Below are 25,413 nucleotides of genomic sequence, written 5' to 3' on the forward strand. Positions count from 1 at the left end.
AGAGCGAAACGTTTATTAACTATAATTTTTCAATCCTTACCGGAACACCGGGATAAAACTGCAGAATCTTATGTGATCCGTTGTCGATAAACACATGTAAGATATTGGACTGTTTGCTGAAGGATGAAAAAAGCAGGATGTCTTTCACGGTTATGAGATTAAAATCAGACAGGTTAGTGAAATTTCCGTTCAGCTTTACCTGACATACATTATCTTCAATCTTTTTAATGGATCCCAAATCGAATCTAATTATGGTATCATCCAGTTTTAGTTCAAAATTGGAGGTAATGTATTCATATATGGTTGCCTTCATGGTTTCACCCGGTTCATCATAATTAAATGTCGGCTGCGGATAGATCTGCCGAAGGGCGCTTTCAAAATCATCAATAAAGAAATTCAGGGTGAGTGTGCAGTTTCTGTCTTTGGTATCAATCTGTAATTTTCCTGTGGTCATTTTTATGGGATGTGCATAAAGTAAGCCTCCCGGAATCAGCAGGATCAACAAAAGTCCTATGGATTTTAACGATTTCACCCTAAAAACAGTGCTTTAATAATCATCGTTGCAGCAATACCACCGCCAGCACCTGAAATAACCAGATTCCAGTCGCGGTGTTTTATGGTAAAGAGGGTCGACAAAATAAGATTTGCGATCAGGAACAAACTAACAATAATTAATTGCCCTACTTCAATACCCACGTTAAAGGAGAATAAGGGGAATACAATAGAATCATCCGAAATCCCCATCATCATGGCTCTGAAGAAATTCGAAAAGCCCATGCCATGGATCAATCCGAAAAACAGGGCCAGAAAGTAGTTGATCTGAAACTTTTTATCCGGGGCACTTTTTTTAACAATGTTGTAAATGCTGGTTAAAAGAATAGTCACTGGGATCAATGTTTCCACCAGTTTTTGGTTAACCGTTATAATATTCAACCCGGCTAATGCCAGTGTTGAAGTATGTCCAAGCGTAAATGCTGTAATGAGAATTAAAATCTGTTTCCACTGCCTAAGCGTATAAACAGCACATAAAGTAATAATGAATACCATATGATCCAGACCATTAAGGTCCGTAATGTGGTTAATTCCCTGTTCGAGATAGAATAAGAACTGATCCATTATTTTGTGAAAATCCAGGATTAATACTTCTTTTGAAACAAGATTGTATATTTATTGTTTTACAATCACTGTTTAAATCTCTAAAATACGATATGCGATTCATATATATTTTCTTATTACTGTTTTTTCTGAATGTTTCAAAACTGTTTGCGCATCGTGAAAACTCATATTATTTGTATGGGACTTTTGGGAATCAGGAGGTTGCCATTCAGATAGATGAATATGGAAACGACTGTATGGCCCGCTATTTTACTGCAGATAATTTGTACGATCATGTTTTGGAAGGCAAAATTTTACCGGATACAACCTTTGAATTTCACGCCAGTGTATACGATCCGGTGACGAAGGAAAAGGCACCGGGCGGCCGTTTAACCCTTAAAGAAATAAGGCTGGATATATGGCAGGGTGTATGGGCAAAGCTGGATGGAACGGCACAGGAAGTCAATTTGAACAGGATAGAGGTCAACGAATTGGATCATCCGTTTATTAAAGCAATACAAAAATATAAGGTTTCACCATTTGCGGCTTACCGGACTAAAAATATCAAACTGGTCGATCTGAAAAAAGAAAAGATAAGCAAAGGCGCATATATTATGAATGAGATGGAAGCGGAAACCGGCATGAAATGGTTCAGGTTGATTCAGAATTCTAAATATTTACCGGATGTGGATTCTGTAAATATAAAATTACAGGCTGAATTTTTGATGGCGTTGAATTATAAGTATAGTTGTGTTTACATGGGAAAACCGGGAGATTACCGGTATGAATTTGAAGTACAATACTTAAACAAAGATCTTATAAGCTATAAAGTAATTTCGAATGCAGCGTGTTATGGTAGTCCTGCTCAGGATCTGATTGCATATAAGACCTTATATATGAAAGATGCAGGACCTGTTTCGCTGGAGAATCTCTTCTGGTTCGGCGAAAAGCCACAACCGGAACTCAGGGATGGCGAATATGCCTGGTTCCAGTACCGGTATAAGGTTTTTGGTCCAGAAATACTGGAACTGATGAAAGCACAATATCCGGATAATATGACACAGGAATCAGCCGAAGCCTGCAACTACGATGATGTGAAAGTCTGGCAGTTTCCAACCTGGGGCCTCACTAAAACGGGACTCTACCTCGGAAGCAAATCTCCTATAACCAGTCGAGAATGCGACGATGCAGGCTGGTCTGTTATCCCGTATAAAAGGCTTAAACCGTATGTCTCAACTGATATGGGGCTGGTAAAAAATAAATAATACCACTGAAATTACATTCTATTACGTGGGGTTTAACACCCTCTCCTTCGACAAGCTCAGGATTCACCCAGTAGTTTCTTTTAATGCATCAAAAGAAACCAACCGCGTGTTGCCAAAAGCTTTAGTGGTGGCGCAAAATGCTCGTTGCAAATAAAACCCTGGTATAACCTGCCTTTCATTTTTATTCTGCAGGATAAGATTGTTAATTCGGTTTAATTTCAAAAGCTGAATCTACCCGCTAATCCTCCATATTTGCAGCTGTCTTTCCCGCATCTGTTGAACTTTTATAGCCTGTATCCATGAAAAGAAATACTATTTAGTCAAACCGGGGTCAAACAGGAGGACATAAAAAACATTTTAAGGTTATGCCAATAAATTCAATCTTAAAATTAACAGGTCAAACAGGATATCTGTATAAAGATTGATAACGGATACATACTGAATAAACGAAGGACGAAAATATACACTAAAACATGACAAATTACCGTGAAATATTTTGGGGAATGTTGTAAATTTGAATGATAGAACTGACTGGCGATATGGCAGTTAGGTAGAGAGGGATAATTGGCATTATAATTACTGATCTCCAGTAGAAGGTCCTTATAAAATTCAGAAAAATACAACTTTAATAATACGTTTAAAATCTGTTTAGTATGAAAAAGAGATCTTTAATTTACCTGATACTGGTAGCCTTTATACTATCGGCTTGTACGTCGAAAAAAAAGCAGGAAAATACGATTAATATTTCCGGAGCATACGCACTGTATCCCTTAGTTGTTAAATGGGCAGAGGAATATAAAAAGGATCATGAAAATGTTCAGTTTAATATTTCTGCAGTAGGAGCCGGGCAGGGTATGGCAGATGCTTTGGAATCGAAAGTAGATTTAGGATTATACTCTTCTGTAATAGAACAGGAATTTATTGACAAGGGGGTTTGGTGGGTTGGTCTTTGTAAAAATGCTGTTGTACCAACTGTCTATCTGAATAATCCTTACCTGACGATACTTAAAAAACGTGGTTTAAAAAAAGAGGAGTTTAAAGGTATTTTTATTGATGGTACAATTTCTGACTGGAACGAAATATTAGATCTTAATGCCGAAGCGCCAATTCGGGTTTATACGCGCAATGATGCTTCCGGAGCTGCAAGTACCTGGGCTAAATACCTTGGTGGACAACAAAAAGACCTGAAGGGAATAAAAATACAGGGTGATTCAGCTTTGTTATCACAGATTATCAAAGATCCGGAGGGAATCGCTTTTAACAATACGTCTTATATATACAATATAAATACCGGACTGAAAAGAAATGGTATAGAAGTAATTCCTCTGGATCTTAATGCAAATGGCATCATTGATCCTGAGGAAGATTTTTATGATACGTTTGATGCTATTTTAGAAGCCATTGAAAATGGCAACTATCCATCACCACCTTCCCGGGAACTCTTCATCGTTGCAAGAGATAAACCTGATAAGCCGGTTGTTATTGATTTCATTAACTGGTCGCTTACCGATGGCCAGAAATTTATCAGAGCAACAGGGTATGTTCCTCTTGAGCCGGGAAAAATAAAACGTTACCTGGATAAATTAAATTAAAGGATCGCATACTTTTGCTATTGCTGATAATACCCGGGAAACATCGAAGTTTTAATGAAATTTCATACATTATCTCATACAATATTTAATGAAACTCCTTGAATTATTCGATGGTACCCTGTTTGACTGCCAAATGCTTAAAAACCTGTTGGAAAAAGAAGATATAGAATCCGTACTTAAAGATGAAATTGTAGGTGCACGGAGTGTAGGACTGAAACCCGGCGGTACGGTGAAAGTAATTGTTGCTGATACTGATTGGCCGAAAGCATTAAAGATAAAAGAGGATTACGTCTGGTCGCAGCAATGAAATTATGCAGCTTTTCTTTAAAAGAAAATTTAATTTTTTACTTTTAGTGACCTACAGGGTTTAAAAATTACCTGATTGAAGAACGAAAAATAGTTTGGTTTACAAATAAGACGAAATGACCACGATATTTAATTATAAATCTGACAGGTTAAACGGATTAGACCATTTGAGGGCATTAGCTATTCTAATGGTCATGATTTTTCACTATGGGCGTGGCATACCATCATGGCTGGAGCCGTTAAACCGGATTGGTTGGACAGGCGTGGATTTGTTTTTTGTGCTCAGCGGTTACCTGATTGGTTATCAGCTTTTAAAGGAATATAAAAATACCAGCGGAATTAATTTCAAGCGTTTTTACATAAAAAGGTTCTTCAGGATTATTCCTGTTTACTTAGCCGTTTTAATTTTATATTATTCATTACTCCCAAATCTGCGCGAAGGGGGTGGCCTGCCGCCATTATGGAGATTTCTAACGTTTACTCAAAATTTTGGATTAGACGTTCAGACTCAAAAATCATTCTCTCACGCATGGTCCCTGTGTATAGAGGAACAATTCTATTTACTGTTACCAATAACAATAACGTTGTTTTTTAAGAGCCGGGGTCAAAAATTCGCTCCTTATGTAATTGCTGGACTCATAATTTTGGGATTTATTATCAGAATGTACAACTGGAATGAATATGTAAAACCGTTCATTGATTCAGGTAATCGCAGGCAAATGGTTTATAATATGCAGGAAAAAATTTATTATCCAAGTTATAACAGAATGGATGGATTGTTAATAGGTGTGAGCATTGCAGCAATCTTCAACTTTAAACCCAGAATTAAGGAATTCCTTACGAAGCATGGGAATATTGTTTTGGTATGTGGTATTCTACTTTTCCTTTTTGCATACAAAATATGTGAAAACTTTATCTCCTATCAATCCATGATTTATGGGTTTCCATTAATTTCATTGGCATATGGAGTAATTGTTATAGCAGCAATAAGTCCGACCTGCATTTTGTATAAGATAAAAATGAGGTTTACTCTGATAATAGCAACGTTATCATACGCTGTTTATCTTATACATAAGGAAGTTTATTATCTGGTTAAGATGCTGATTGATAAATCAGGAAACCCGAAAGTTGAACCCTGGACATTCTGGATTTCTGTTATGATGGCAATATTGGTGGGGGTAATAATGCATGTTATAATTGAGAAACCATTTTTGCGGCTAAGAACCAGGTTGCTTGGATAAGATGTGCTAATTTTATACCAGAGAAATACAGATTGTAATATTTAAAAATATGAGAAGCCTATTATTCATACTTTTTGTTCTACCCAATATTATTTTTGCACAGGAACTAAAATTCTCGGTAACAGAAATCGATAATACATGCTTTAAAAAGGATAACTACTGGCGTGGTGCGGATGGCGCAGCCACGGTTAAATTGGGAAATGGTAAAATTCTGTGGCTTTTCAGTGATACTTTTATTGATAAAGAAGGAACGGGTAAAAGATCCTGGTCCAATACTATGATTAGAAACAGTATTGCAATACAGGACTCCTGCGCATTAAATGCTAACCTGACGTTTTATTATAAAGGTAATCCGCAAAACCCTGAAGATTTTTTTAAGCTCCCCGGGAAAAACTGGTTCTGGACAGGACATGGTATCATGGTCGGCGACAAGCTGGTCGTTTTTTTGTTTGAAGAAACGGCCACCAAAGAAGGCATTGGATTTGAAGCGGTTGGGTGGTATGTTGCAGTAATTGATAATCCAGACGTTAGTCCTGAGAAATGGGATATAACTTATCACAAAGGAATAAATACCTTTGGCGTTATTGTTGGTTCATCGGCGGTTCTTAAGGATGTAAACCATGTGTATGCTTATGGTGTAAAGGAACCTGCCACGCATGAAACGTATTTATTCAGGATTGACAAACAGGATTTAACAAATGGAAACTTGTCGGAACTTGAATGGTGGGTGAATAATGACTGGACAGACAAGGTTGATGAAGAACCCAAATCGTCAGCTCTTTTTATTGGACAAACAGAGTTTTCTGTCCATTATGATCAAAGTTTAAAGCAATATATCCAGATACAAACTTACGGTATGGGGAAAGCATCAGTCGGATACCGTTTGGCAGATCATATGTACGGTCCGTGGTCCGAACCGGTAATGGTTTACACGCCTGCACTTAAAGAAGATAAAGAATTTGTATACACTGCCAATGCACATCCTGAATTTAAGTCCGACGGAGTAATCATTACCTATAATATCAACAATGGAAATCCTGACAGACTTATTGCGAATGAGGACATTTATTTCCCAAAAATAATAAAGCTACAATTTGAGGAAGATAAACAGGTACCTTCGTTTTAGCTAATGGAATTATCGTTTCCTTAAACTTTTAGAAAAACGTATTGTTTTTAGTTACATATATTTAAACTGCTCAGGTTATGTATAAGTTTTTTCTTCCTGCCCTCATTTTTATCTTATTCCTTGGTTCCTGTAAAAATTCATCAACGCAAAGCAATGTAGCTCAGAATAATAAGGCATTCGATACAATGCTGAACAACTATTATGAGGAAGGATTGCGATTACACCCGATTGATGCTACCTACGAAGGAGATACAAGGTATAATAACAGCTTTCCAAATTTTCTGTCGATGGCTTACAGAGATACCTTACACGCGTATTACACAAGATATCTCAATAAATTACAGGCATTTAATGATAAAGATCTTACACCGGAAGAGCGGGTGAGTAAGGCAGTGCTGAAATGGGAGTGTGACATTAACCTTGAGGGGCTGAAGTTCAGGGAAGATTATTTTCCTGTGGATCAGATGTGGACTGTAAACCTCACTATGGGGCAGTTTGCCAGTGGTACAAATGCACAGCCGTTTAAAACGGTTCAGGATTACAGGAATTGGCTGGAACGGGTAGATGGATTTATGGTCTGGATGGATACAGCTGTTTACCGGATGAAACAGGGGATTCAAAAAGGATATGTGTTGCCGGAAAGCCTCATTAAAAAAATCATTCCGCAAATGGCAGTAATGGCAAATACAGACGTCGAAAATCACCTGTTCTATCAGCCGGTGAAGCAAATGCCTTCATCTTTTTCGGATCAGGATAAAAAAGAATTGACGGAAGCATACAAAAATATGGTCGCTAATGAAGTGATACCGGAGTTTACGAAAATGCACAGTTTTCTGGTCAATGACTATTTGAAAGCCGGCCGTAAGACCAGTGGTATCTGGGACATTCCAAACGGGGAAGCATATTACGCATATCAGATAAAGAAATATACAACGACAAAACTGACCGGAGAAGAGATACATCAGATTGGATTAAAGGAGGTTGAAAGAATTACGGCGGAGATGGAAAAGGTGAAGGAGGTGGTTGGATTCAAAGGTGATTTGAAAGCCTTTTTTGAATTTGTGAGACACGATAAGGCCTTAATGACATACACAAAGCCTCAGCAGGTTTTGGATCATTTTGAAAATATCTACAGCACCATTCAGCCTAATCTGGATCTATTGTTTGATCACAAACCCAAAACCGGATTTGAAATCAGGCAAACGGAGAAATTCAGAGAAAAATCCGCCAGTGCACAGTACAGTTCAGCTTCGCTGGATGGTACACGACCGGGAATTTTTTATGTTCCCATTCCGGATGCATCCACGTATAACATTTATTCGGATGAGGCACTATTCTTACATGAGGCAGTTCCGGGGCATCATTACCAGGTCTCTTTAACACAGGAGAATGATAATTTACCTAAATTCAGGAAGACAATCTGGTATAGTGGTTATGGAGAAGGATGGGCACTTTATTCGGAATCACTGGGGCAAATTCTTGGATTATATACTGATCCTTACCAGTACTTTGGACGGCTCAGTATGGAAATGCACCGTGCCATCAGACTGGTTATTGACACAGGTATTCATTTCAAGAAATGGACCAGAGATGAGGCTATTCACTATTCTTTGGATCACGAGGCGGAAAGTGAAGCCAGTATAATTGCTGAAGTTGAACGTTATATGGCCAACCCGGGGCAGGCGCTTTCTTATAAGATTGGAGAGATTAAAATCAGGGAATTGCGCGATATGGCAAAAGAGAATCTGGGTGATAAGTTCGATATCCGGAAGTATCATGATCAGGTATTGTCAACAGGTTGCGTCCCCCTTGAGATACTGGAACAAAAAATAAATGGCTGGGTGGCTTCTTTTTAATGTTTATTGAAGGATCGAATCAATATAACGCATATATCAGGGACTGACAATTCGGATAATGTTCAGCCATTTTTTTATTTTGGTGTTATTATTAAAATACATCATTTTATTCTCAAATATTTATTTTAGTTATTTTAAAAGACACGTAAAGTCAATGATTTAAATATTTAGTGTACTTTTACCTGATACTTGAATGTTGTTATTATTGTTATGTTGAAATTGATAACTGAACTAATTATGGAAAGAATGAAAAAAATTATTCGGATTATTTTATATTTAGTTGTAGCAGATATAAGTTATGTTAATGCCCAAACTGATTCTTTAATTCGTTTCTCTGATCTAAAATACTACTCTGACTTTGAGAAAGATGCAATACGAGAATTTGTAAAGCTTAACAGTGATACATTTAACCTTTTTATGGCAATAGATGAAAAAATGACACCGGAGGATGCCGCCTGGAGAAGGGATATTTATTCAAGTGTTTTTGAAGATTTATACAATAGCAAGGTAGATACAAAAAAGATTAATAAAAAAATTAAACTCACATATTCTTATGTTCATGATAAATTCCTGAAAAAGTATAATGACAATGTCTTTTTCCCTGTAATCTTTCATACCGGTGTTTACAATTGTGTAACGGCTTCTATGTTGTATGCAATGATATTTGATCAGATGGGAATCCCATATAGTGTAAAAGCATCTTCCAATCATGTCTATCTTGTTGCGAATCCGGGACCTAAATCAATAGTCATAGAAACTACTAATCCCGGATTTGAACAACAAATATTTACAGGGGAATTTAAGCAGCAGTATGTCAATTATTTGAGAACGTCAAAAATGATTAGTGAGTCAGAGTATAAAAATAAATCTGTGGAAGAGATCTTTGAGGAAAAATTTAACGAAGTAAGAGATGCTGAGTTTAGAAATTTGCCAGGTTTTCAGTATTATAATAAAGCTTTGATGAAGCTTCAAAATAATGAAACTAATGAAGCCTTGGATTTATGTCAGAAAGCGTACTTCTTTTATCCTGATAACCAGGTGAAAACATTGCTAAATACTTGTTTGTTATTTTATCTCGAGAAATGCAATTTTGATAAAGTATCTGATATAGACTATTTGGCACAACTTTCCAGATTTGAAAATACTGATCAGGATGCTATTGTTGGTATCTTTAATAATATCATATATAATCATTTGCAATATACTGGTAGAGAGCCTTTATGTGATTCTTTAAATGTTAGATTAGTTAACCAAATTTCAGAAAAAAAATTGGCAGATGAATTAAGTTTCACATATAATCTGCAAATGGCTTATCGTTTTCAAAATTCTGATAAAATAGAAAAATATGTAGCTAATGCACTTGATATTAAAGGGAATCATCGTGACGCAAGAATAATGATGGAAAATTATATAAACAGAAAACTTTATAATATTAATAATTCGGATGTACTGTTGGATACTCTAGGCCAGTTAATTAAAAGGTATGACAATGAATTACTTAATCCAATTTTACATGATCATAAGCTTCGGGCATATTTGCAAAAAGCAAATGACGCATTTGGACAAAGAAGAATTACAGAAGGAAATAAATACCTCCTATTATTTGAAAAGGAAAGCGAGAAACCTGTAAAGAGTAAAATGCTTATTCCGCTTGTTGAAAATACATACAGAACAGTCGCGGTTTATTATTTTTATAAAGGGAATAAATTTAAAGCTGAGTCGTATATAGACAGAGGCCTGGATTTTGTCCCTCATAGCAGGCTAATACAGTCAGCAGTTTATTCAAACTAAAATCTAAGATATATCAGGGGCTGACACTTTTAATTATGTTCAGCCCCTGAGTTCTACTACATCACGATAATATTATGTTTATATTCGCTTTGTTGCCTTCACGCTAAGGATAAACGTCACATCCATATAGCTTGAGCCGGAACCGTAATTATTTATGAAGTAAGTGTATGAACCTGGGCCAATAATATTGATCAATGGCACATAATAATAGCTTACACCAAGGTCTTCATCTGCATTTGGCCACAGATCACTTTCTTTAACATTCAACCGGATTACAATTTTATCGCTGCTTTTTAGGTTGTAATACGTGCGGTTTGTGGTTGAGTTATTTGTAAATGTATGTGTTTGGTCTTTGCCAAGGCTCAAATAAGTTCCTCCGGATGACACATTCCAGTTAAAATGATAATTGGAAGGATTGCTGTTAGCCCATGTTTTCACAGTACCGTACAGTTCATTATTGTCTGAGGCACCATCACTGAACTGGGGTTTCATTTTATACAAACGCACTGAAATATCATATCGAAGGTTATCGGTTCTTGGAATAGCTGTTCTTACCGGATAAGATGCTGCAAACACAACTTTAGCAATGGTGTTGTCGTCGATATACCGGAGTTTATACGAGACAGGAGCGCCGGGAGAAGATTTGGAATAATTGCCACCCTGAACAATATATTTCTTAAAATCTGCAAAACTGTTGATTGCCGCACTGGCATCTGCCCCTGAACCTCCAAGTATATAAACTTTTATGGTTGATTTTGAACTTAGTTTTTCAAAATCAGCCGAGGCATCTGCTTCCACATCGCCGTAAGATCCTTCAAGGTAGGTATGGACTTCCGTTTCTGACAGTTCTGATTCTACGGTGTAAATGGCCATACGACCAAAGGTTACAGTAGAAATGTACATGGGCATTAAAGATCCGTATGCGCCGGAGTTCGGTGCCTCATCAATCAGATCAGACGGAGAGGAGGGCAAATCCATATCCAGAGTATAATAATTCTGGATGAACTTAGCCACCACACGGGACCGAATCTTTGTATTTGAAAAATCAAAACTTCCGTAAATATCATTTAACCCTGACTGATAACTTGCATGGAGGGCCATATCCATTTGTTCACGGTTATATACATTTTCAACGGTGAACCCGAGATTGGCCGGTGGCACATCGTATTCCTGATTCATCAGACTGTTTACTGCCTCACGTACGGTACTTAACTTCGGATCATCGACTTTTACCGAAACTGTACCGGAACCTTGCAATGAAGTGGAAATAGTGATAGGTTTCCGTTTTACAGAAATAGGTACGTAACTGCCATCCATAATACTTTCACCTTTAATCAGGGCTCCCGGATAAATTACGTCGGTCTGCGGGTTTAGTACAATCTGCTCATCATATCCTTCTGCCGCCGAATAATAATCGATGGTATAGTCGTATTCCAAATCCTGTTCGGATGAAGTACTATCTATCTCTGCAGACTTCTCTGCAGGAAATTCAACCGGTGGCAAACTCAACATGGTATCGTTGATCTCCGCACTGAAATCGGTATTCTTTTGGCATCCGTTCAGTAATAACAGCCACGGAATAACCAACAAATACATTAGTAAGTACACTTGTTTAGAAGTGTTGTAATCCTTTTTGCCTTGTCCAAGGGAAAAATCTCTTTTCATGATGTTGGATTTAAAAATTGATAATACAAATATAGCTTATTAAGACTCAATAAGAATTAATGCCATGTTGCATTTCATTAAACTTATGTTGCATTTGAATCAAATAAGTGTACCCACTGTCCACTTTGAAACTATTCAGGTTTGATTTGTTTAATAAAAAGACGTTAAACAAAACTGGTATGATTGAAAACAAAAACAAGGCAAATGCTATATCATTTTACAGGATGGCATTTAATGGTGATCCGGAAACAGCAGTTAAACTCTATGTGGGTGAAAGGTATATTCAGCACAATCCTGTAGTGGAAGATGGACCGGAAGGCTTTATCAGGTATTTTAATCGAATGAAGAAGGAATATCCGGAAAAGTCAGTCAGTTTTTTACGAAGTGTGGTTGAAGGTAACCTCGTTGCACTCCACACGCATCAGGTGTGGCCGGGCAATGAAGAATATATTACAATGGATTTCTTTAGGTTTGATGAAAAGGGAAAGATAGTGGAACATTGGGACTCTATTCAGCTGATGCCTAAGGAATCTTCAAATAATAACGGGATGTGCTGATTCTTTCGGTTTTAAAAAATTATAACATCTGCTTTTTAGGAATTATGGTAAAATAACGCAAAATTTGTATGTCATTTCATATGCTGGATGTGGATTGTCATTTAAAGACCAGTAAAATTATTTTACGATGGAAGTATTTAACCTTAATCTCTTTTTAAGTTGCCTCGTCGCATTTTTTGCCTTAGTCAATCCTATTCATAAGGTTTTTGTGATCAATACACTGCAAAACCAGTTTGATCATCAATCTATTAAGTATATTGCTATAAAGGCAACAATTACGGCACTAATCATCTTGTTATTTTTTCTGGCATTGGGGCAGTTTGTATTCAATTATGTTTTTCATATTCAGTTGTATGCCTTTCAGATTACCTGTGGTGTTGTTTTGTTTTATAATGGAATTCAGGGCCTGCAACGTGGTGAATTCATCAAACTGGATAAGAATATTTCTATAAAGGATATTACCGCGGTTCCTATCGCATTACCTATGATTGCAGGACCAGCCACCATAACAGCTGCCGTTACCTTTCCTGCTCACTACGGATATATGGTTACCATAATTTCAATCGTTGCAGCGTTAGTTATAAATTTCTTCTTTATGCACTATGCACGTAAGATTGGTAATGGATTAAACCGGCTTAACCTTATGAATTCATTGATTCGAATCTTTGGGCTGATTGTCGCTACGATTGGTGTACAAATGGTGTTAACCGGAGTTGGTGTCTTTATTGAACAGCTGAATGTCTAAAACCGGTACTAATTTATTTTCTGAATGGATTTAAGCTTACAATGTATTTCCTTCCCACGAACTGTCCCATAAAAAATGCCGATACCAGAACCGGATACGTGACAAACGCAAACCCCACACCGCTATAAATACGCATCAATACTATGGCCGGGATTGGCAGATGAATAAACAGAAACCATTTAAATGAATATTTTTTTGTATTTCTACGCCAGAAACCGAATGGAAGATTAAGGATAAATACGGCTAATGCCAGTAAAAAGAGAACGGTATAGTTAGTTGTTTGCATGTAATGTTTGTTTTTTCGAAAGTACTTCAATGACCTGGTAAAGTTTATTTTTCAAATCTATCAATTCTTCAATATTGATCAAAGAAATATCGGTGTCAGCTACAAGTTTTTCAGGAATTTCGGCTGCTTCTTCCATCATAAATTTTCCTTTCGAGGTAAGCTTCACAATGACTTTCCGTTCATCCTGAATTGCTTTTTGTCTCGTAAGTAAACCCATAACTTCCATGCGCTTTAATAATGGTGTTAAAGTGTTTGTTTTCAATATGAGCTTCGATCCGATTTCATTTACCGTTAATCCATCCTGTTCCCATAATGTCATCAAAACAAGATATTGTGGATAAGTAATGCCAAGTTTATCCAGATAAGGCTGATATTCCCTTATAATTAGCCTTGAGGCTGCATATACAGGAAAGCATATCTGGTTACTTAATTTTAGTTGTTCGTATTTCATCATGAATTTATAACGCTGTGCGTGCAAAAATATCAGTTTAATCTGAAATCAATCAGCTTAATATGCTATTTCAGCATCTTTTCAATGTATGGCTCTATCTTTTCCGGCTTCGTTACCGGTGCAAAACGTTTCACAGGTTTGCCATCCTTGTCAATCAAAAATTTTGTAAAGTTCCATTTGATTTTACTGCCCAAAACGCTTCCCAGTTCTGATTTCAGATATTTGTACAACGGATGTGCATTGTCCCCATTAACGTCAATTTTTGAAAACATTGGAAATGTTACCCCATAGTTTACCATACAACCTTCGGCAATAGACTTTTCGTCACCTGGTTCCTGGTTGGCAAACTGATTACAGGGAAATCCAAGGATTACAAGACCCTGCTCCCGGTATTTTTCATACATTTTTTCCAGACCTTCGTACTGAGGTGTGAACCCACATTTGCTGGCTGTATTGACCACCAAAACAGTCTTGCCTTTGTAACTGTCCATTGAAATCTCTTTCCCCTGAAGGCTTTTTGCTTTGAAATCATAAAATTTTGAGTCCATTTTTGAGATTGTTTTAAATTATGTCGTTTGCGATTCAAATATATGATGTTATTTTAAATCGCGTGCGATATAATAAATCTTTTTATAAACTTTTAAGAGTTGTTATAGGATCCCTGAACGATTTGATTCCTAAAAGGAAAACACTTAAATTTAAAAGAATTGGTTTTCAACATAATTCTCAGAATTTAAAGATATATATTATATGAAAGCATGGGTTATTGACAGAATTACTGATCTGACAAAAGATGATAAACCACTGAAAATAATTGAAATGCAGGTTCCTGAGCCTAAACCGGGCGAGGTTTTGCTAAAAGTAAAGGTATGTGGAATTTGTCATACAGAGATTGATGAAATTGAGGGGCGTACTGCACCTCCTGAATTTCCTGTTGTTCCCGGGCACCAGATTGTTGGAACTGTTGAGAAACATTTGGGATCAAGAAAGGACATTAAAACAGGTGACAGAGTCGGTGTTGGATGGATCTTTTCCGCCTGTGGTCATTGTGAATTTTGCAGAACCGGAAATGAAAACCTGTGTACAGAATTTCTGGCAACAGGGCGTGACCGGAATGGCGGTTATGCAGAATATGTGACTATACCGGAACAGAGTGTTCATAAGATTCCGGATCACTTGACCAATGTAGAGGCAGCACCCTTGTTATGTGCCGGCGCAATTGGCTTCAGATCGATGGCGTTGAGTAATCTAAAGAATGGTGATCTTATAGGTCTTACGGGGTTTGGTGCTTCGGCACATCTTGTATTAAAAATGATTCTGAATCAGTATCCGGAGTCAGATGTATATGTGTTTGCGCGGAACCCAAATGAACGAAAATTTGCCATGGAACTTGGCTGTAAATGGGCTGGCGATACGGATGATAATCCTCCAGAGAAACTACATGCAATTATTGATACCACACCAGTGTGGAGACCTGTATTATCTGCAATGGAAAGACTGAGGCCGGGAGGGAGGTTGGTTATCAATGCAATAAGAAAAGAGGATTATGATGTTAATCTGATGCGTAAAATCAGTTACGAAAAGCATCTCTGGATGGAAAAGGAGATAAAATCTGTCGCTAATGTGGCGGGAACAGATATAGAAGAGATTCTTAAAATCGCGGCAACAATTCCCCTAAAAGCGGAAGTTACAAGCTACAGTTTTGAAAAGGCCAATGAGGCTCTGCTGGATATTAAGCGTCAAAAAATTAAAGGTGCAAAAGTTTTAGTTGTATCGGATTAATATAAGTTATGTATAGCTGAAAGTTCAGCCATTTATTTAAACATTATCGCTTAAAATTCACTACCTTGGGAACCCAAATTGATGTTTATGAACAAACAGATTATCGCAACTGAAAAAGCCCCTGAGGCAATTGGGCCTTATTCACAGGCCGTTAAAGCCGGAAATATGATTTTTACGTCGGGACAAATCGGCCTTGATCCAAAAACAATGACCGTTGTTGAAGGTGGGATTGAGTCCCAGACAAAACAGGTTATGACAAATCTTGGTGAAGTATTGGAAGCTGCAGGAACCGGATTTAATGATGTGGTGAAAACTACCTGTTATCTGTCTGATATGGATAATTTTAAAGCTTTTAATGGGGTATATGCATCTTTTTTTGATGCGGCAATTGCTCCGGCCAGAGCAACGGTTGCTGTTAAAACGCTTCCTTTGGGTGTTCTGGTGGAAGTGGATGCAGTTGCTGTTTTAAAGGATTAAAAGTGTAATGATCCCAAAAGAAAATATATTCACGCTATTACAACAAACTATTAATTATGGCACAAATTAATTTTAATGATTTAGGTTCTCAAAAGCCTGATGTAAAAAACGTTCTCAGGCTTATAAAGTATGGAATATCAGCGATTGTTATAATCATATTGCTTTTAGGTACATTCTTTCAGATCAACACAGAGGAGGTTGGTGTGATCGTCCGGTTTGGAAAATATCAACGAACGGTGGAACCGGGATTGAATGTAAAGCTCCCGATTATAGATAAGCTTTACAAAGTACCTGTTGAGCGTCAGTTGAAACAGGAATTTGGATTCAGAACAGTGAAGGCTGATGTGCGCTCAACCTATACGCGATCCGGAGTGCGGGATGAAGCACTGATGCTCACAGGTGACCTTAACCTTGCCGATGTGGAATGGGTAGTTCAGTACAGGATCAATGATCCTTACAATTATCTGTTTAAGGTTCGAAATCCGGAGACTACTTTGAGGGATATCTCAGAAGCTGCTATGCGCCAGGTTGTAGGAGACAGAACGGTTAATGAAGTTCTGACCGTGGGTAGGACTGAAATTGCAAGCAAGGTGGAAGAACTGGTTCAGAAAATATGTACGGAATATTCTCTCGGATTTGAAATTGATCAGGTAGTTCTGCAGGATGTGAATCCGCCTGATCCTGTAAAAGATGCGTTCAATGAGGTAAATGAGGCTCAGCAGGAAAAAGAAACCCTGATTAACCAGGCGAAATCCGAATACAATAAAGTAATTCCAAAGGCCAAGGGACAGGCAGAAGAGACTATTCAGAAGGCAGAAGGATATGCTACAGCCAGGGTGAATAATTCCCAGGGTGATGTGGCTCGTTTTAATGCTTTATACTCTGAATATATTAAAGCACCTGAGGTTACAAAACGAAGGATATATCTTGAAACCATGCAGAATGTAATTCCAAAGCTTGGTAAAAAAATTATTACAGATGATGATGGCAATAATGTATTGCCGTTGTTACAAATGCAAATGTCTAATCCCCAACCTTCAAAATAAGTAGCCATGAAAAAATTAGTATTTATATCCGTAATTGTATTAATCGCAGTAATATTGCTTGCCGGTAGTGTTTACGTCGTCAATGAATCGGAACAGGTTGTAATTACCCAATTTGGTAAACCCGTGGGAGAAGCTGTGCTAACGCCGGGACTGAAGTTCAAGAAACCCTTTATTCAGACTGCAAACTTTTTTGACAAACGTTTTCTGGAATGGGATGGAGATCCGGATCTTGTTCCTACAAAAGATAAGAAATATATTTTTGTGGATACCTATGCCCGGTGGCAGATAACCGATCCGTTGCAGTTCTTTAAACGTTTTAACAACGAACGTAGTGCCCAATCCCGTCTGGATGATATTCTGGATGGTGAAACCAGGGACTTTATCGCTAAGAACAATATTGAGGAAGCTGTTCGGAACAGTAATCGTAAACCGATGTCTTCAGGATTAATTGGTGAAATGGTAGGTGATTCTTTGATGGATATATCTGTTGGCCGTGTTAAAATTGAAAAGATGATCCTGGCAGAAGCTAATAAACTGGCCAGCGAGTTGGGGATTGCCATTCTTGATTTCAGGTTTAAACGGATCAATTATAACGAAGAAGTACGTACTCAGGTATATGAGCGTATGAAAAGCGAACGCTACAGAATAGCGGATAAATTCAGATCAGAAGGACAGGGTGAAGCATCCAGGATCAACGGAGAAAAAGAGCGAGAGTTGCAGACGATCCAGTCAGGTGCTTTTAAAGAGGCTGAGGAAATAAAAGGTAAAGCCGATGCTAAAGCTGCTGCCATTTATGCTGATGCTTACAATAAAAACAGTAGTTCACGCGAATTGTATGCCTTTATGAAATCTATGGAGACATTTGAAAAAACGTTTGATAGCGAAACCTCGGTAATATTATCTACCGATAATGAATTGTACAAATACTTAAAAGGTATGAAATGAACAAAAAAACGGTTTGGATTGTCTTAATTTCAATGATTTCAACCACAGGATTTAGTCAGAAATCTGCGAAAGAGGTAATGGACTTTGCAAAAAAAATAGATTGGTTCGGACAGGCATCCATCAAAATACCTTTCAGTGACAAAACGGTTTATGTTGATCCGTATAAACTACCTGGAAATGATACGCCTGATGTAGTGTTTATCACGCATAGTCACGGAGATCATCTGGATGTAAATGAAATAGCTAAACTGAACGGCAATAACGTGCTGATTGTAGCGCCGGAAACGTGTGAGGGTAAACTCCGTGAAGGTGGCTTTGACAACATGGTACTGGTAAAACCAGGTGATGAATTTGATCTGGATGGCATAGCCGTTAAGGTAGTTCCTGCATATAATATGGTTAAAGTGAGGTATCATCCAAAAGCAAATAACTGGGTAGGGTATGTTCTTTCATACGATGGCGTATCCATATATCACCCGGGAGACACGGAACGGATTCCGGAGATGCAAGATATTGATTGTGATATTGCTTTTATGCCTTTGGGTCAAACTTATACCATGAGTAGCGTGAAGGAAGCTGCTGAAGCCATTAATGATATCGGTCCCATCGTGGCAATTCCTTTTCATTACGGCCTGTATGAAGGAAAAGTGGACGATGCGCAGATGTTTAAGTCTTTGCTGGACGGTAATTGTGATGTGTTGATTAAAGATTTAAAGGTCAGTGAATTATAGATTTTTTGGAGGCTTTGTATTTCTGATTTGTATTCAGAAAACAGGTTTAAAATGTTAACATGCTTGAAATGAAGCGTAAAAGCATGAAATTTTCTGGAAAATAATTTTTGCTAATATGGAAAATAATTGCTTATTTTGCGCACTGTTTGAAAAACGTATATAAAAGCATAGCGAAATGTCAAAGATTTGTCAGATAACAGGGAAGAAAGCACAGGTGGGGAACAATGTTTCACACTCTAAAAGAAGAACTAAAAGACGGTTCGATATTAACCTGATCAATAAAAGATTTTATCTCCCGGAAGAAGATCGTTGGATCACTTTAAGGGTTTCAACTTCAGGTTTACGCACAATCAATAAAATTGGTTTGAATAAAGCGCTGAAAGAAGCAAAGGAAAAAGGATTAGTAGCTAAAAATATTTAATTGAGGAGATAGAACAATGGCTAAGAAAGGAAACAGAGTACAGGTTATTCTTGAATGCACTGAGCATAAAGAAAGCGGTATGCCTGGAACTTCAAGATACATTACAACAAAAAACCGCAAAAATACTCCGGACAGGATGGAACTGAAAAAGTACAATCCTATCCTTAAAAAAGTAACTGTTCATAAAGAAATAAAATAATTGAGTTATGGCTAAGAAAGCAGTAGCATCGTTACAGAAAGGAGCCGGTAAAGGTCATGCCAAAGTAATTAAAATGGTAAAATCCGATAAAACCGGAGCTTATTCTTTCAAAGAAGAAATTGTTCCTAACGACTTAGTTAAGGATTTTTTTAAGAAATAATTATTATTCTTAATAATACAAAGAACTTCCCCCAAAAAGGGAAGTTTTTTTTTACTTTTACGCTTCAATAATTCAGTAAAAAACTAAGGATGGCTCTATTCGGATTATTCTCTAAGGAAAAGAAAGAAACACTGGATAAAGGTTTGGAGAAAACCAAGGAAAGTGTGTTCAAAAAACTTTCGCGTGCTGTAGCCGGAAAGTCTAAGGTGGATGATGAAGTACTTGATAATCTGGAGGAAGTATTGATTACATCTGATGTGGGCGTTGAAACTACTCTGAAAATAATTGAACGGATAGAGGAGCGTGTGCAGAAAGATAAATATCTGGGTATTGAAGAGCTGAACCTGATCCTGAGGGAGGAAATTTCTGAGTTATTGTCAGAAAATGAAACCGGTGATGGCGAAGCATTTGAGTTGCCTGTATCTGACAATCCGTATGTGATAATGGTTGTTGGAGTGAATGGCGTCGGAAAAACCACCACTATTGGGAAGTTGGCGTATCAGTTTAAAAAGCAGGGTAAGAAAGTCATCCTTGGAGCTGCGGATACCTTCCGTGCTGCTGCCATCGAACAGTTGGTGATTTGGGGTGAGCGGGTGGATGTTCCTGTGGTTAAGCAACATATGGGTGCTGATCCGGCATCCGTGGCTTTCGATACCCTGCAGTCTGCCAAGCAACAGAATGCCGATGTTGTGATTATTGATACAGCCGGCCGTTTGCATAATAAAGTAAACCTGATGAATGAGTTGAGTAAGGTGAAAAAGGTGATGGACCGCATTGTTCCGGGTGCGCCACATGAAATTCTGCTCATTCTTGACGGTTCAACCGGACAAAATGCCTTTGAACAGGCCAAACAATTCACCCTGGCAACAGAAGTTAATGCACTGGCCATCACAAAACTGGATGGTACTGCAAAAGGTGGCGTTGTGATCGGCGTATCGGATCAGTTTAAAATACCTGTCAAATATATTGGTATCGGTGAAGGCATAGATGATCTTCAGGTTTTCCGCAAGCGTGAGTTTGTGGATTCTCTTTTCAGTTAATCAAATTTCATTTTCAGACTCCATTCGGTATGAGGAAGAAGGTAAGTGTTATTACAATGGGGTGCTCTAAAAACCTTGTGGATTCAGAGGTATTACTGCAAAAATTTTCTGATAACGGTTTTGATGTGGAACATGATCCCGAAACAGTGACTGGAGATATTGTAGTGGTGAATACCTGTGGTTTTATAGGTGATGCCAAGGAAGAATCTGTGAACATGATCCTGCAACTGGCCGATGCCCGTACTAATGGAGACATAGAAAAGCTCTATGTGATGGGCTGTTTATCCGAGCGGTATATGGAGGATCTGAACCGTGAAATTCCGGAGGTAGATAAATATTTTGGCAAGTTTAATTGGAATAAAGTTATTGATGAACTAGTTGAAAATAAAAAATATAAAGAATCAACCAGTAGCAACCGGTATGTAACTACGCCTTCGCATTTTGCTTACCTTAAAATATCAGAAGGTTGCAACCGTTCGTGTGCCTATTGTGCTATCCCTCTGATTACCGGAAAACATAAATCAGTGCCAATTGACAAGCTTGTTGAGGAGGCCACACAGCTAGCATCAAAAGGTGTGAAGGAACTCCAGGTGATTGCGCAGGATCTGTCGTATTATGGCCTGGATCTTTATAAAAAACACAAACTTGCCGAACTGGTCACAGCTTTGTCTGAAATTCAGGGCATAGAATGGATTCGGTTGCATTATGCATATCCCGCTGGTTTCCCTTTTGAGATTCTGGAGGTGATGCGTACCAATCCTAAAGTTTGCACTTATCTGGATATTGCGTTTCAACATATTAGTGATAACATGCTGAAAAAGATGAAACGCCAGGTATCTAAACAGCAGACATATGACCTGATCCGAAAAATAAGAACGGAAGTGCCGGGCATTCATTTAAGAACAACACTGATGACCGGTTTTCCGGGAGAAACGGAGGAAGATTTCCAGGAGCTGGTGCAGTTTGTAAAAGATATCCGTTTTGAGCGTTTAGGGGTGTTTCCGTATTCAGAAGAGGACGGAACCTACGCCGGTGATCATTTGACCGATGATATTTCCGAAGAAGTTAAGCTGGACCGTGCTGAAAAACTGATGGCGGTTCAGGAAGAAATTGCCAATGAACTCAGTGTTCAGAAAGAGGGACAGGAGCTAAAGGTAATGATAGACCGTAAAGAAGCAGACTATTATATTGGCCGGACAGAATTTGATTCCCCCGAAGTTGACCCTGAAGTCCTTGTTAGTGGTAAAAATCTGAATGTTGGATCTTTTTATACGATTAAAATTACCGGTGCAGAATCATACGATCTGATTGGTGAGGTAATTTCGTAAATTCTTTTTCTTTCAATATATTTTCAAACAGAATCCGCTTTATTTTGTTTAATTGATATAAGTATGAATTAAACAGAATATGAAAATAGCCATTGCAGGTATTACCGGGTATATTGGTAAAAAGTTAAGTAAGTATCTGATGTCTAAAGGGCATGAAATTGTCCCCGTCAAAAGAAACCATTTTAAACTATCACAAGACGACTTTGCTGCATATCTCAATGGATGTGATGCCATCATCAATTTATCCGGAGCACCTGTGATAAAACGCTGGACAGAATCCTGGAAAAAAGAAATCCTCTCAAGCCGTGTTGAAACCACACGAAAAATTGTTGCTGCCCTTACCGTCACGAAAAGAAAGCCTGACGTTTATATCAACGCATCTGCCATCGGTATTTATGATTATGAACATGAAAACGATGAAACCACACCTTATTTCGGCCATAATTTTCTGGCAGATGTGGTTAAACAATGGGAAGCAGAAGCAAAAAAAGTTAATGACCTTGAAATACGTAGCTGTATTACCCGGTTTGGTGTAGTATTGGGGAAAGACGGCAGTGCATTTCCGGTTATGAAGAAACCCTTTAAGTGGTTTGTAGGTGGAAAGATAGGCGATGGGCAACAGGCCATGTCTTTTATTCATATCGAAGATCTTATCAGGGCGATGGAGGAACTGCTCACCAATAAAAAAGCCAATGGTGTTTATAATCTTGTGGCTCCCCAATTTTGCACCAATAAAGAATTCACTCTAACGCTGGCAAAGGCTTTGCACAGACCGGCTTTCTTTACTGTTCCTGTTTTTGCTTTGAAATTACTTTATGGTGGCGCTGCAGAAGTGGTTGTGGGTGGCGAAAAAGTTATACCCGCAAAACTTAAAGGACTGGGGTTTAAATTTAATTATCCCGATATTAAATCGACTATTGACGGTTTGCTTTAAACTGAAAGTTTGAGATCATCTTAAATTCTGTTTTTAGGATTTAATTTATATGCAACTTTTTTGTAGCTTTAAGCATCCTAATACATAACTAAATTAAAGCCTGAAACATGAAACGCAGCCCGCCGTAAATACCGAATTCAATGAATAATTTGCTTAATAACAAGTTGGAACCCCAATAGTATGTGCCCAAGCTTTATTGGCTTTTACCTGTTAATCATGGTAATTTGATTTAAAAGAGTGAATAATGGATAGTTTTCCAAAAAAATGGATTTTTTTTATATATAGTTTACTTTTCACTATTGTATTCTGTAGCTGTGACAATAAAAATGATATCGATTGTATTGATTATTCAATTATACCGAAATCACCCTACGACAGCCCTATATGGCATCCATCAGATACTTTAATTGGATTTAATCATGACCCCCTGACTAAAGTCATACATTATCAGGGAATTGGGAATTGTCCCGGTACAAAGCAATATAGATATGATACGGCTCGGGAGGGGTATTGGTTAATCAACCCTGATGGAAGCAATATGAGGCGTGCATTGTCTTTTATGCTCATTACCCCTTCCTGGAGTCCTGATGGGAAATGGATCGCATTTTCTTTAAATGCCCAAATTGCTATTATGCCTTTTAATGGAAAAGAATTTGATGCTACTTCTGTAAGAATATTAACAGAAAGCGGTGAGAATTTTAATCCCACCTGGAGCCATGATGGGAAAAGGATCGTTTATTCACAAAGGGTTTGCAATACTACGGTTGAGTGTGGAGTATGGATAGTGGATATTGAGTCATGTCAAACTAAATTAATAGAATATAATAGTCATGCCCCATATTGGTATTCTAATTCTGATTCTTTAATATTTTTGAGCAGAAATACTGATACAGGGGAGTCTGTTAAATTGTACTGCAATGATACTTTAAAAACGTTGTATAAAATTCCATCTGCATTTTACGACATCCAACATCTTGCAGCATTTAAAAACTTATTAAGTTTCATGGCAACTAAGAATGACGGGAACGGATATCAGTTATATACAGTAAACTTATATACCCATGATTTTAAACAATTAACCACTGATTACTGCTATAATTATTCATGGTCCCCAAATGGCAAAATTGTTTATATAAATTATGGTTATTACGAAGTAAATGAAACACTTGGTGCACTATGGATTATGGATAAATATGGTGACAATAAATGTCAAATTACCAAAAATGTATATGAAAATATTTATAATTAACCTTAAATATAATTTTATGAAAAAATCATACCAGCCAGCCACTTTTCTGTTGTTGCTTTGTATGTTGATAATAGTGTCAAGTTGCGATAATAGCGACTATGATGATGTCCCTTTAAAATATACTAAATGTCCTTGTGAATCGGAATTGAATTTTATCAAAGAAATTTAGTATAAATAAAATATTATTATTCGATACAACTAAAACTACCGTTTCCGAAATGAAGAGACTTTCTTTAGACGAAAATGTTTCTCGTTTCATTTGTTATAACCCGGAGAGTAATAATGCAGTTTTATACTCTTATAAAGAATTAATATTAGATGGGATTGGGTATATATGTAATTTCCCTGTAATTGCGAGAGAATGGGAGATACCATCTAACGGGATATATATTTCATATTCTGCCGAAGTATTTGAAGCATGTAAAGGATATAGCTCAATAGGAGGATTAACCTCATTCACGGATAACATTTTAACATCATTAAAAAAATATGACAAATGAGAACCCAAGATATAAAACAGTTGAATTTCTTTCTGTTATTGTTTGGGGTGATCTTATTGGGATTTGGCTGCGAAAAAAAAGAGAGTTCAGATTATGTTGAAGGCTATATTGTTGGTTCTTTTGTAGGCGATGAAGTGAATGAGGAAGGACAGACAACGGGAAACAAAACAGCAAGGGGCTATTGTATATTGCTTGAAGGAAGCGAAAATAAATCCATGGATTTTTATACGTTTAATTTTCCTGATAGCTTGTTTACTTTTCCCGATGAGATACTTTCGCCAAATTATAACGGGAATGATTGTGGACCTGTATTATTTCGCTATAGTTTAAAGTACGTTTATAAAATTAAATTCAAATACCAAGTTGCAGATGAAAAGAATAAGGCTAAGTTTATAACTGATCCTTGTACTGCCTGGCTTTTAGCTTTCCCCTGGGATAATTATGATCAGGTTACTGTAAATGAAGCAACAAGAAATTAACCCTGATATTGGCAGAATGTGGAAGTAGAAATACATCTGTTAATATAAGTCTTTGTTGGTTTTTACATTTGCGTGTTTGTCTTTTTCATCAGAATCTTATTTCCTCTGTTATACCATTTTAACAAATATTTAGAAAAGTAGATATG

At 37.4% G+C, this 25,413-nt stretch carries 29 protein-coding genes; 23 read left to right on the forward strand and 6 right to left on the reverse strand.

Annotated features, from left to right (window positions below; all coding sequences use genetic code 11):
* Positions 1–19: 19 nt before the first annotated feature.
* On the reverse strand, positions 20–532 hold the full coding sequence (locus ACE1ET_RS01950; protein WP_375726672.1) for a DUF6702 family protein: 513 nt from the start codon (positions 530–532) through the stop codon (positions 20–22).
* On the reverse strand, positions 529–1,116 hold the full coding sequence (locus ACE1ET_RS01955) for a HupE/UreJ family protein (RefSeq protein ID WP_375726673.1): 588 nt from the start codon (positions 1,114–1,116) through the stop codon (positions 529–531). Before ACE1ET_RS01955 ends, ACE1ET_RS01950 begins: the two co-directional genes overlap by 4 nt.
* 92 nt (positions 1,117–1,208) lie before the next feature.
* Here ACE1ET_RS01955 and ACE1ET_RS01960 point away from each other — a divergent pair, with 92 nt between their 5' ends.
* The 7 genes from ACE1ET_RS01960 to ACE1ET_RS01990 all read left to right on the forward strand — a co-directional run bounded on the left by ACE1ET_RS01960 (position 1,209) and on the right by ACE1ET_RS01990 (position 10,272).
* Complete coding sequence (locus tag ACE1ET_RS01960) at positions 1,209–2,360, forward strand: hypothetical protein (protein ID WP_375726674.1); 1,152 nt, start codon at positions 1,209–1,211, stop codon at positions 2,358–2,360.
* A 653-nt stretch (positions 2,361–3,013) separates the two neighbouring features.
* Positions 3,014–3,952 carry a PstS family phosphate ABC transporter substrate-binding protein gene (locus ACE1ET_RS01965; RefSeq protein ID WP_375726675.1) on the forward strand — a complete coding sequence of 313 codons (939 nt, stop codon included), beginning with the start codon at positions 3,014–3,016 and terminating at the stop codon, positions 3,950–3,952.
* An 88-nt stretch (positions 3,953–4,040) separates the two neighbouring features.
* Positions 4,041–4,259, forward strand: a complete 219-nt coding sequence (locus ACE1ET_RS01970; RefSeq protein ID WP_375726676.1) for a putative signal transducing protein — start codon at positions 4,041–4,043, stop codon at positions 4,257–4,259.
* 115 nt (positions 4,260–4,374) lie between these two features.
* Positions 4,375–5,499: an acyltransferase family protein gene (locus tag ACE1ET_RS01975; RefSeq protein WP_375726677.1), complete on the forward strand. Its 1,125-nt coding sequence runs from the start codon at positions 4,375–4,377 to the stop codon at positions 5,497–5,499.
* Positions 5,500–5,548: 49 nt separating this feature from the next.
* Positions 5,549–6,625 carry a DUF4185 domain-containing protein gene (locus ACE1ET_RS01980; protein ID WP_375726678.1) on the forward strand — a complete coding sequence of 359 codons (1,077 nt, stop codon included), beginning with the start codon at positions 5,549–5,551 and terminating at the stop codon, positions 6,623–6,625.
* 77 nt (positions 6,626–6,702) lie between these two features.
* On the forward strand, positions 6,703–8,481 hold the full coding sequence (locus tag ACE1ET_RS01985) for a DUF885 domain-containing protein (protein ID WP_375726679.1): 1,779 nt from the start codon (positions 6,703–6,705) through the stop codon (positions 8,479–8,481).
* Positions 8,482–8,727: 246 nt separating this feature from the next.
* The gene (locus ACE1ET_RS01990) at positions 8,728–10,272 is read left to right on the forward strand and encodes a hypothetical protein (RefSeq protein WP_375726680.1); all 1,545 of its coding nucleotides are present in this window, start codon (positions 8,728–8,730) and stop codon (positions 10,270–10,272) included.
* 78 nt (positions 10,273–10,350) lie between these two features.
* Here the strand turns inward: ACE1ET_RS01990 and ACE1ET_RS01995 are convergent, their stop codons facing one another.
* Positions 10,351–11,937 (reverse strand): thiol-activated cytolysin family protein, encoded by a 1,587-nt coding sequence (locus tag ACE1ET_RS01995; protein WP_375726681.1) that lies wholly within the window; start codon positions 11,935–11,937, stop codon positions 10,351–10,353.
* Positions 11,938–12,116: 179 nt separating this feature from the next.
* Between ACE1ET_RS01995 and ACE1ET_RS02000 the strand changes: the two genes are divergently transcribed.
* Together ACE1ET_RS02000 and ACE1ET_RS02005 are read left to right on the forward strand one after the other, a co-directional pair.
* Positions 12,117–12,494 (forward strand): nuclear transport factor 2 family protein, encoded by a 378-nt coding sequence (locus tag ACE1ET_RS02000; protein WP_375726682.1) that lies wholly within the window; start codon positions 12,117–12,119, stop codon positions 12,492–12,494.
* A gap of 127 nt (positions 12,495–12,621) precedes the next feature.
* The gene (locus ACE1ET_RS02005; RefSeq protein WP_375726683.1) at positions 12,622–13,239 is read left to right on the forward strand and encodes a MarC family protein; all 618 of its coding nucleotides are present in this window, start codon (positions 12,622–12,624) and stop codon (positions 13,237–13,239) included.
* A gap of 13 nt (positions 13,240–13,252) precedes the next feature.
* Here the strand turns inward: ACE1ET_RS02005 and ACE1ET_RS02010 are convergent, their stop codons facing one another.
* The 3 genes from ACE1ET_RS02010 to ACE1ET_RS02020 all read right to left on the reverse strand — a co-directional run bounded on the left by ACE1ET_RS02010 (position 13,253) and on the right by ACE1ET_RS02020 (position 14,524).
* The gene (locus ACE1ET_RS02010) at positions 13,253–13,525 is read right to left on the reverse strand and encodes a hypothetical protein (RefSeq protein ID WP_375726684.1); all 273 of its coding nucleotides are present in this window, start codon (positions 13,523–13,525) and stop codon (positions 13,253–13,255) included.
* The gene (locus ACE1ET_RS02015) at positions 13,512–13,979 is read right to left on the reverse strand and encodes a MarR family winged helix-turn-helix transcriptional regulator (protein WP_375726685.1); all 468 of its coding nucleotides are present in this window, start codon (positions 13,977–13,979) and stop codon (positions 13,512–13,514) included. The genes ACE1ET_RS02010 and ACE1ET_RS02015 overlap by 14 nt, the downstream gene beginning before the upstream one ends.
* Positions 13,980–14,041: 62 nt before the next feature.
* Positions 14,042–14,524 carry a glutathione peroxidase gene (locus tag ACE1ET_RS02020; protein WP_375726686.1) on the reverse strand — a complete coding sequence of 161 codons (483 nt, stop codon included), beginning with the start codon at positions 14,522–14,524 and terminating at the stop codon, positions 14,042–14,044.
* Between the two features lie 202 nt (positions 14,525–14,726).
* Between ACE1ET_RS02020 and ACE1ET_RS02025 the strand changes: the two genes are divergently transcribed.
* From ACE1ET_RS02025 to ACE1ET_RS02090, 14 genes are all read left to right on the forward strand, one after another.
* Positions 14,727–15,758 (forward strand): zinc-dependent alcohol dehydrogenase family protein, encoded by a 1,032-nt coding sequence (locus tag ACE1ET_RS02025; protein ID WP_375726687.1) that lies wholly within the window; start codon positions 14,727–14,729, stop codon positions 15,756–15,758.
* Between the two features lie 87 nt (positions 15,759–15,845).
* A complete protein-coding gene (locus tag ACE1ET_RS02030; protein WP_375726688.1) occupies positions 15,846–16,235 on the forward strand; it encodes a RidA family protein in 390 nt (129 codons plus the stop codon).
* Positions 16,236–16,291: 56 nt separating this feature from the next.
* Positions 16,292–17,281 carry an FtsH protease activity modulator HflK gene (gene hflK, locus ACE1ET_RS02035; RefSeq protein WP_375726689.1) on the forward strand — a complete coding sequence of 330 codons (990 nt, stop codon included), beginning with the start codon at positions 16,292–16,294 and terminating at the stop codon, positions 17,279–17,281.
* 6 nt (positions 17,282–17,287) lie between these two features.
* Entirely contained in the window at positions 17,288–18,226 is a 939-nt protein-coding gene (gene hflC / locus ACE1ET_RS02040) for a protease modulator HflC (protein ID WP_375726690.1), read from the forward strand.
* Positions 18,223–18,957: an MBL fold metallo-hydrolase gene (locus tag ACE1ET_RS02045; protein WP_375726691.1), complete on the forward strand. Its 735-nt coding sequence runs from the start codon at positions 18,223–18,225 to the stop codon at positions 18,955–18,957. Before hflC ends, ACE1ET_RS02045 begins: the two co-directional genes overlap by 4 nt.
* A 175-nt stretch (positions 18,958–19,132) precedes the next feature.
* Positions 19,133–19,378, forward strand: a complete 246-nt coding sequence (rpmB, locus tag ACE1ET_RS02050) for a 50S ribosomal protein L28 (protein WP_375719210.1) — start codon at positions 19,133–19,135, stop codon at positions 19,376–19,378.
* Between the two features lie 16 nt (positions 19,379–19,394).
* The gene (rpmG, locus tag ACE1ET_RS02055) at positions 19,395–19,577 is read left to right on the forward strand and encodes a 50S ribosomal protein L33 (RefSeq protein WP_375726692.1); all 183 of its coding nucleotides are present in this window, start codon (positions 19,395–19,397) and stop codon (positions 19,575–19,577) included.
* Between the two features lie 7 nt (positions 19,578–19,584).
* Positions 19,585–19,737, forward strand: coding sequence for a DUF4295 domain-containing protein (locus ACE1ET_RS02060; RefSeq protein ID WP_375719208.1), 153 nt, complete (start codon positions 19,585–19,587; stop codon positions 19,735–19,737).
* An 89-nt stretch (positions 19,738–19,826) separates the two neighbouring features.
* Positions 19,827–20,777 (forward strand): signal recognition particle-docking protein FtsY, encoded by a 951-nt coding sequence (gene ftsY, locus ACE1ET_RS02065; protein WP_375726693.1) that lies wholly within the window; start codon positions 19,827–19,829, stop codon positions 20,775–20,777.
* 29 nt (positions 20,778–20,806) lie between these two features.
* A complete protein-coding gene (gene rimO / locus ACE1ET_RS02070; protein WP_375726694.1) occupies positions 20,807–22,105 on the forward strand; it encodes a 30S ribosomal protein S12 methylthiotransferase RimO in 1,299 nt (432 codons plus the stop codon).
* 79 nt (positions 22,106–22,184) lie between these two features.
* Positions 22,185–23,039: a TIGR01777 family oxidoreductase gene (locus tag ACE1ET_RS02075; protein ID WP_375726695.1), complete on the forward strand. Its 855-nt coding sequence runs from the start codon at positions 22,185–22,187 to the stop codon at positions 23,037–23,039.
* 244 nt (positions 23,040–23,283) lie between these two features.
* Positions 23,284–24,288, forward strand: coding sequence for a TolB-like translocation protein (locus tag ACE1ET_RS02080; RefSeq protein ID WP_375726696.1), 1,005 nt, complete (start codon positions 23,284–23,286; stop codon positions 24,286–24,288).
* Positions 24,289–24,506: 218 nt separating this feature from the next.
* Positions 24,507–24,788, forward strand: coding sequence for a hypothetical protein (locus tag ACE1ET_RS02085; RefSeq protein WP_375726697.1), 282 nt, complete (start codon positions 24,507–24,509; stop codon positions 24,786–24,788).
* A complete protein-coding gene (locus ACE1ET_RS02090; RefSeq protein WP_375726698.1) occupies positions 24,785–25,267 on the forward strand; it encodes a hypothetical protein in 483 nt (160 codons plus the stop codon). Before ACE1ET_RS02085 ends, ACE1ET_RS02090 begins: the two co-directional genes overlap by 4 nt.
* The last annotated feature ends 146 nt before the right edge of the window (positions 25,268–25,413 follow it).

Origin of the sequence: Quyinboa mangrovi (genome assembly GCF_042219825.1) — a bacterium.
GTDB lineage: Bacteria > Bacteroidota > Bacteroidia > Bacteroidales > UBA5342 > JBHJHP01.

Bases quoted from the DNA above. Each gene is read 5' to 3' on its own strand.
- ACE1ET_RS01955 (WP_375726673.1), bottom strand. From the start codon at position 1,116: ATGGATCAGTTCTTATTCTATCTCGAACAGGGAATTAACCACATTACG.
- ACE1ET_RS01960 (WP_375726674.1), top strand. From the start codon at position 1,209: ATGCGATTCATATATATTTTCTTATTACTGTTTTTTCTGAATGTTTCA.
- ACE1ET_RS01965 (WP_375726675.1), top strand. From the start codon at position 3,014: ATGAAAAAGAGATCTTTAATTTACCTGATACTGGTAGCCTTTATACTA.
- ACE1ET_RS01970 (WP_375726676.1), top strand. From the start codon at position 4,041: ATGAAACTCCTTGAATTATTCGATGGTACCCTGTTTGACTGCCAAATG.
- ACE1ET_RS01975 (WP_375726677.1), top strand. From the start codon at position 4,375: ATGACCACGATATTTAATTATAAATCTGACAGGTTAAACGGATTAGAC.
- ACE1ET_RS01980 (WP_375726678.1), top strand. From the start codon at position 5,549: ATGAGAAGCCTATTATTCATACTTTTTGTTCTACCCAATATTATTTTT.
- ACE1ET_RS01985 (WP_375726679.1), top strand. From the start codon at position 6,703: ATGTATAAGTTTTTTCTTCCTGCCCTCATTTTTATCTTATTCCTTGGT.
- ACE1ET_RS01990 (WP_375726680.1), top strand. From the start codon at position 8,728: ATGAAAAAAATTATTCGGATTATTTTATATTTAGTTGTAGCAGATATA.
- ACE1ET_RS01995 (WP_375726681.1), bottom strand. From the start codon at position 11,937: ATGAAAAGAGATTTTTCCCTTGGACAAGGCAAAAAGGATTACAACACT.
- ACE1ET_RS02000 (WP_375726682.1), top strand. From the start codon at position 12,117: ATGATTGAAAACAAAAACAAGGCAAATGCTATATCATTTTACAGGATG.
- ACE1ET_RS02005 (WP_375726683.1), top strand. From the start codon at position 12,622: ATGGAAGTATTTAACCTTAATCTCTTTTTAAGTTGCCTCGTCGCATTT.
- ACE1ET_RS02010 (WP_375726684.1), bottom strand. From the start codon at position 13,525: ATGCAAACAACTAACTATACCGTTCTCTTTTTACTGGCATTAGCCGTA.
- ACE1ET_RS02015 (WP_375726685.1), bottom strand. From the start codon at position 13,979: ATGATGAAATACGAACAACTAAAATTAAGTAACCAGATATGCTTTCCT.
- ACE1ET_RS02020 (WP_375726686.1), bottom strand. From the start codon at position 14,524: ATGGACTCAAAATTTTATGATTTCAAAGCAAAAAGCCTTCAGGGGAAA.
- ACE1ET_RS02025 (WP_375726687.1), top strand. From the start codon at position 14,727: ATGAAAGCATGGGTTATTGACAGAATTACTGATCTGACAAAAGATGAT.
- ACE1ET_RS02030 (WP_375726688.1), top strand. From the start codon at position 15,846: ATGAACAAACAGATTATCGCAACTGAAAAAGCCCCTGAGGCAATTGGG.
- hflK (WP_375726689.1), top strand. From the start codon at position 16,292: ATGGCACAAATTAATTTTAATGATTTAGGTTCTCAAAAGCCTGATGTA.
- hflC (WP_375726690.1), top strand. From the start codon at position 17,288: ATGAAAAAATTAGTATTTATATCCGTAATTGTATTAATCGCAGTAATA.
- ACE1ET_RS02045 (WP_375726691.1), top strand. From the start codon at position 18,223: ATGAACAAAAAAACGGTTTGGATTGTCTTAATTTCAATGATTTCAACC.
- rpmB (WP_375719210.1), top strand. From the start codon at position 19,133: ATGTCAAAGATTTGTCAGATAACAGGGAAGAAAGCACAGGTGGGGAAC.
- rpmG (WP_375726692.1), top strand. From the start codon at position 19,395: ATGGCTAAGAAAGGAAACAGAGTACAGGTTATTCTTGAATGCACTGAG.
- ACE1ET_RS02060 (WP_375719208.1), top strand. From the start codon at position 19,585: ATGGCTAAGAAAGCAGTAGCATCGTTACAGAAAGGAGCCGGTAAAGGT.
- ftsY (WP_375726693.1), top strand. From the start codon at position 19,827: ATGGCTCTATTCGGATTATTCTCTAAGGAAAAGAAAGAAACACTGGAT.
- rimO (WP_375726694.1), top strand. From the start codon at position 20,807: ATGAGGAAGAAGGTAAGTGTTATTACAATGGGGTGCTCTAAAAACCTT.
- ACE1ET_RS02075 (WP_375726695.1), top strand. From the start codon at position 22,185: ATGAAAATAGCCATTGCAGGTATTACCGGGTATATTGGTAAAAAGTTA.
- ACE1ET_RS02080 (WP_375726696.1), top strand. From the start codon at position 23,284: ATGGATAGTTTTCCAAAAAAATGGATTTTTTTTATATATAGTTTACTT.
- ACE1ET_RS02085 (WP_375726697.1), top strand. From the start codon at position 24,507: ATGAAGAGACTTTCTTTAGACGAAAATGTTTCTCGTTTCATTTGTTAT.
- ACE1ET_RS02090 (WP_375726698.1), top strand. From the start codon at position 24,785: ATGAGAACCCAAGATATAAAACAGTTGAATTTCTTTCTGTTATTGTTT.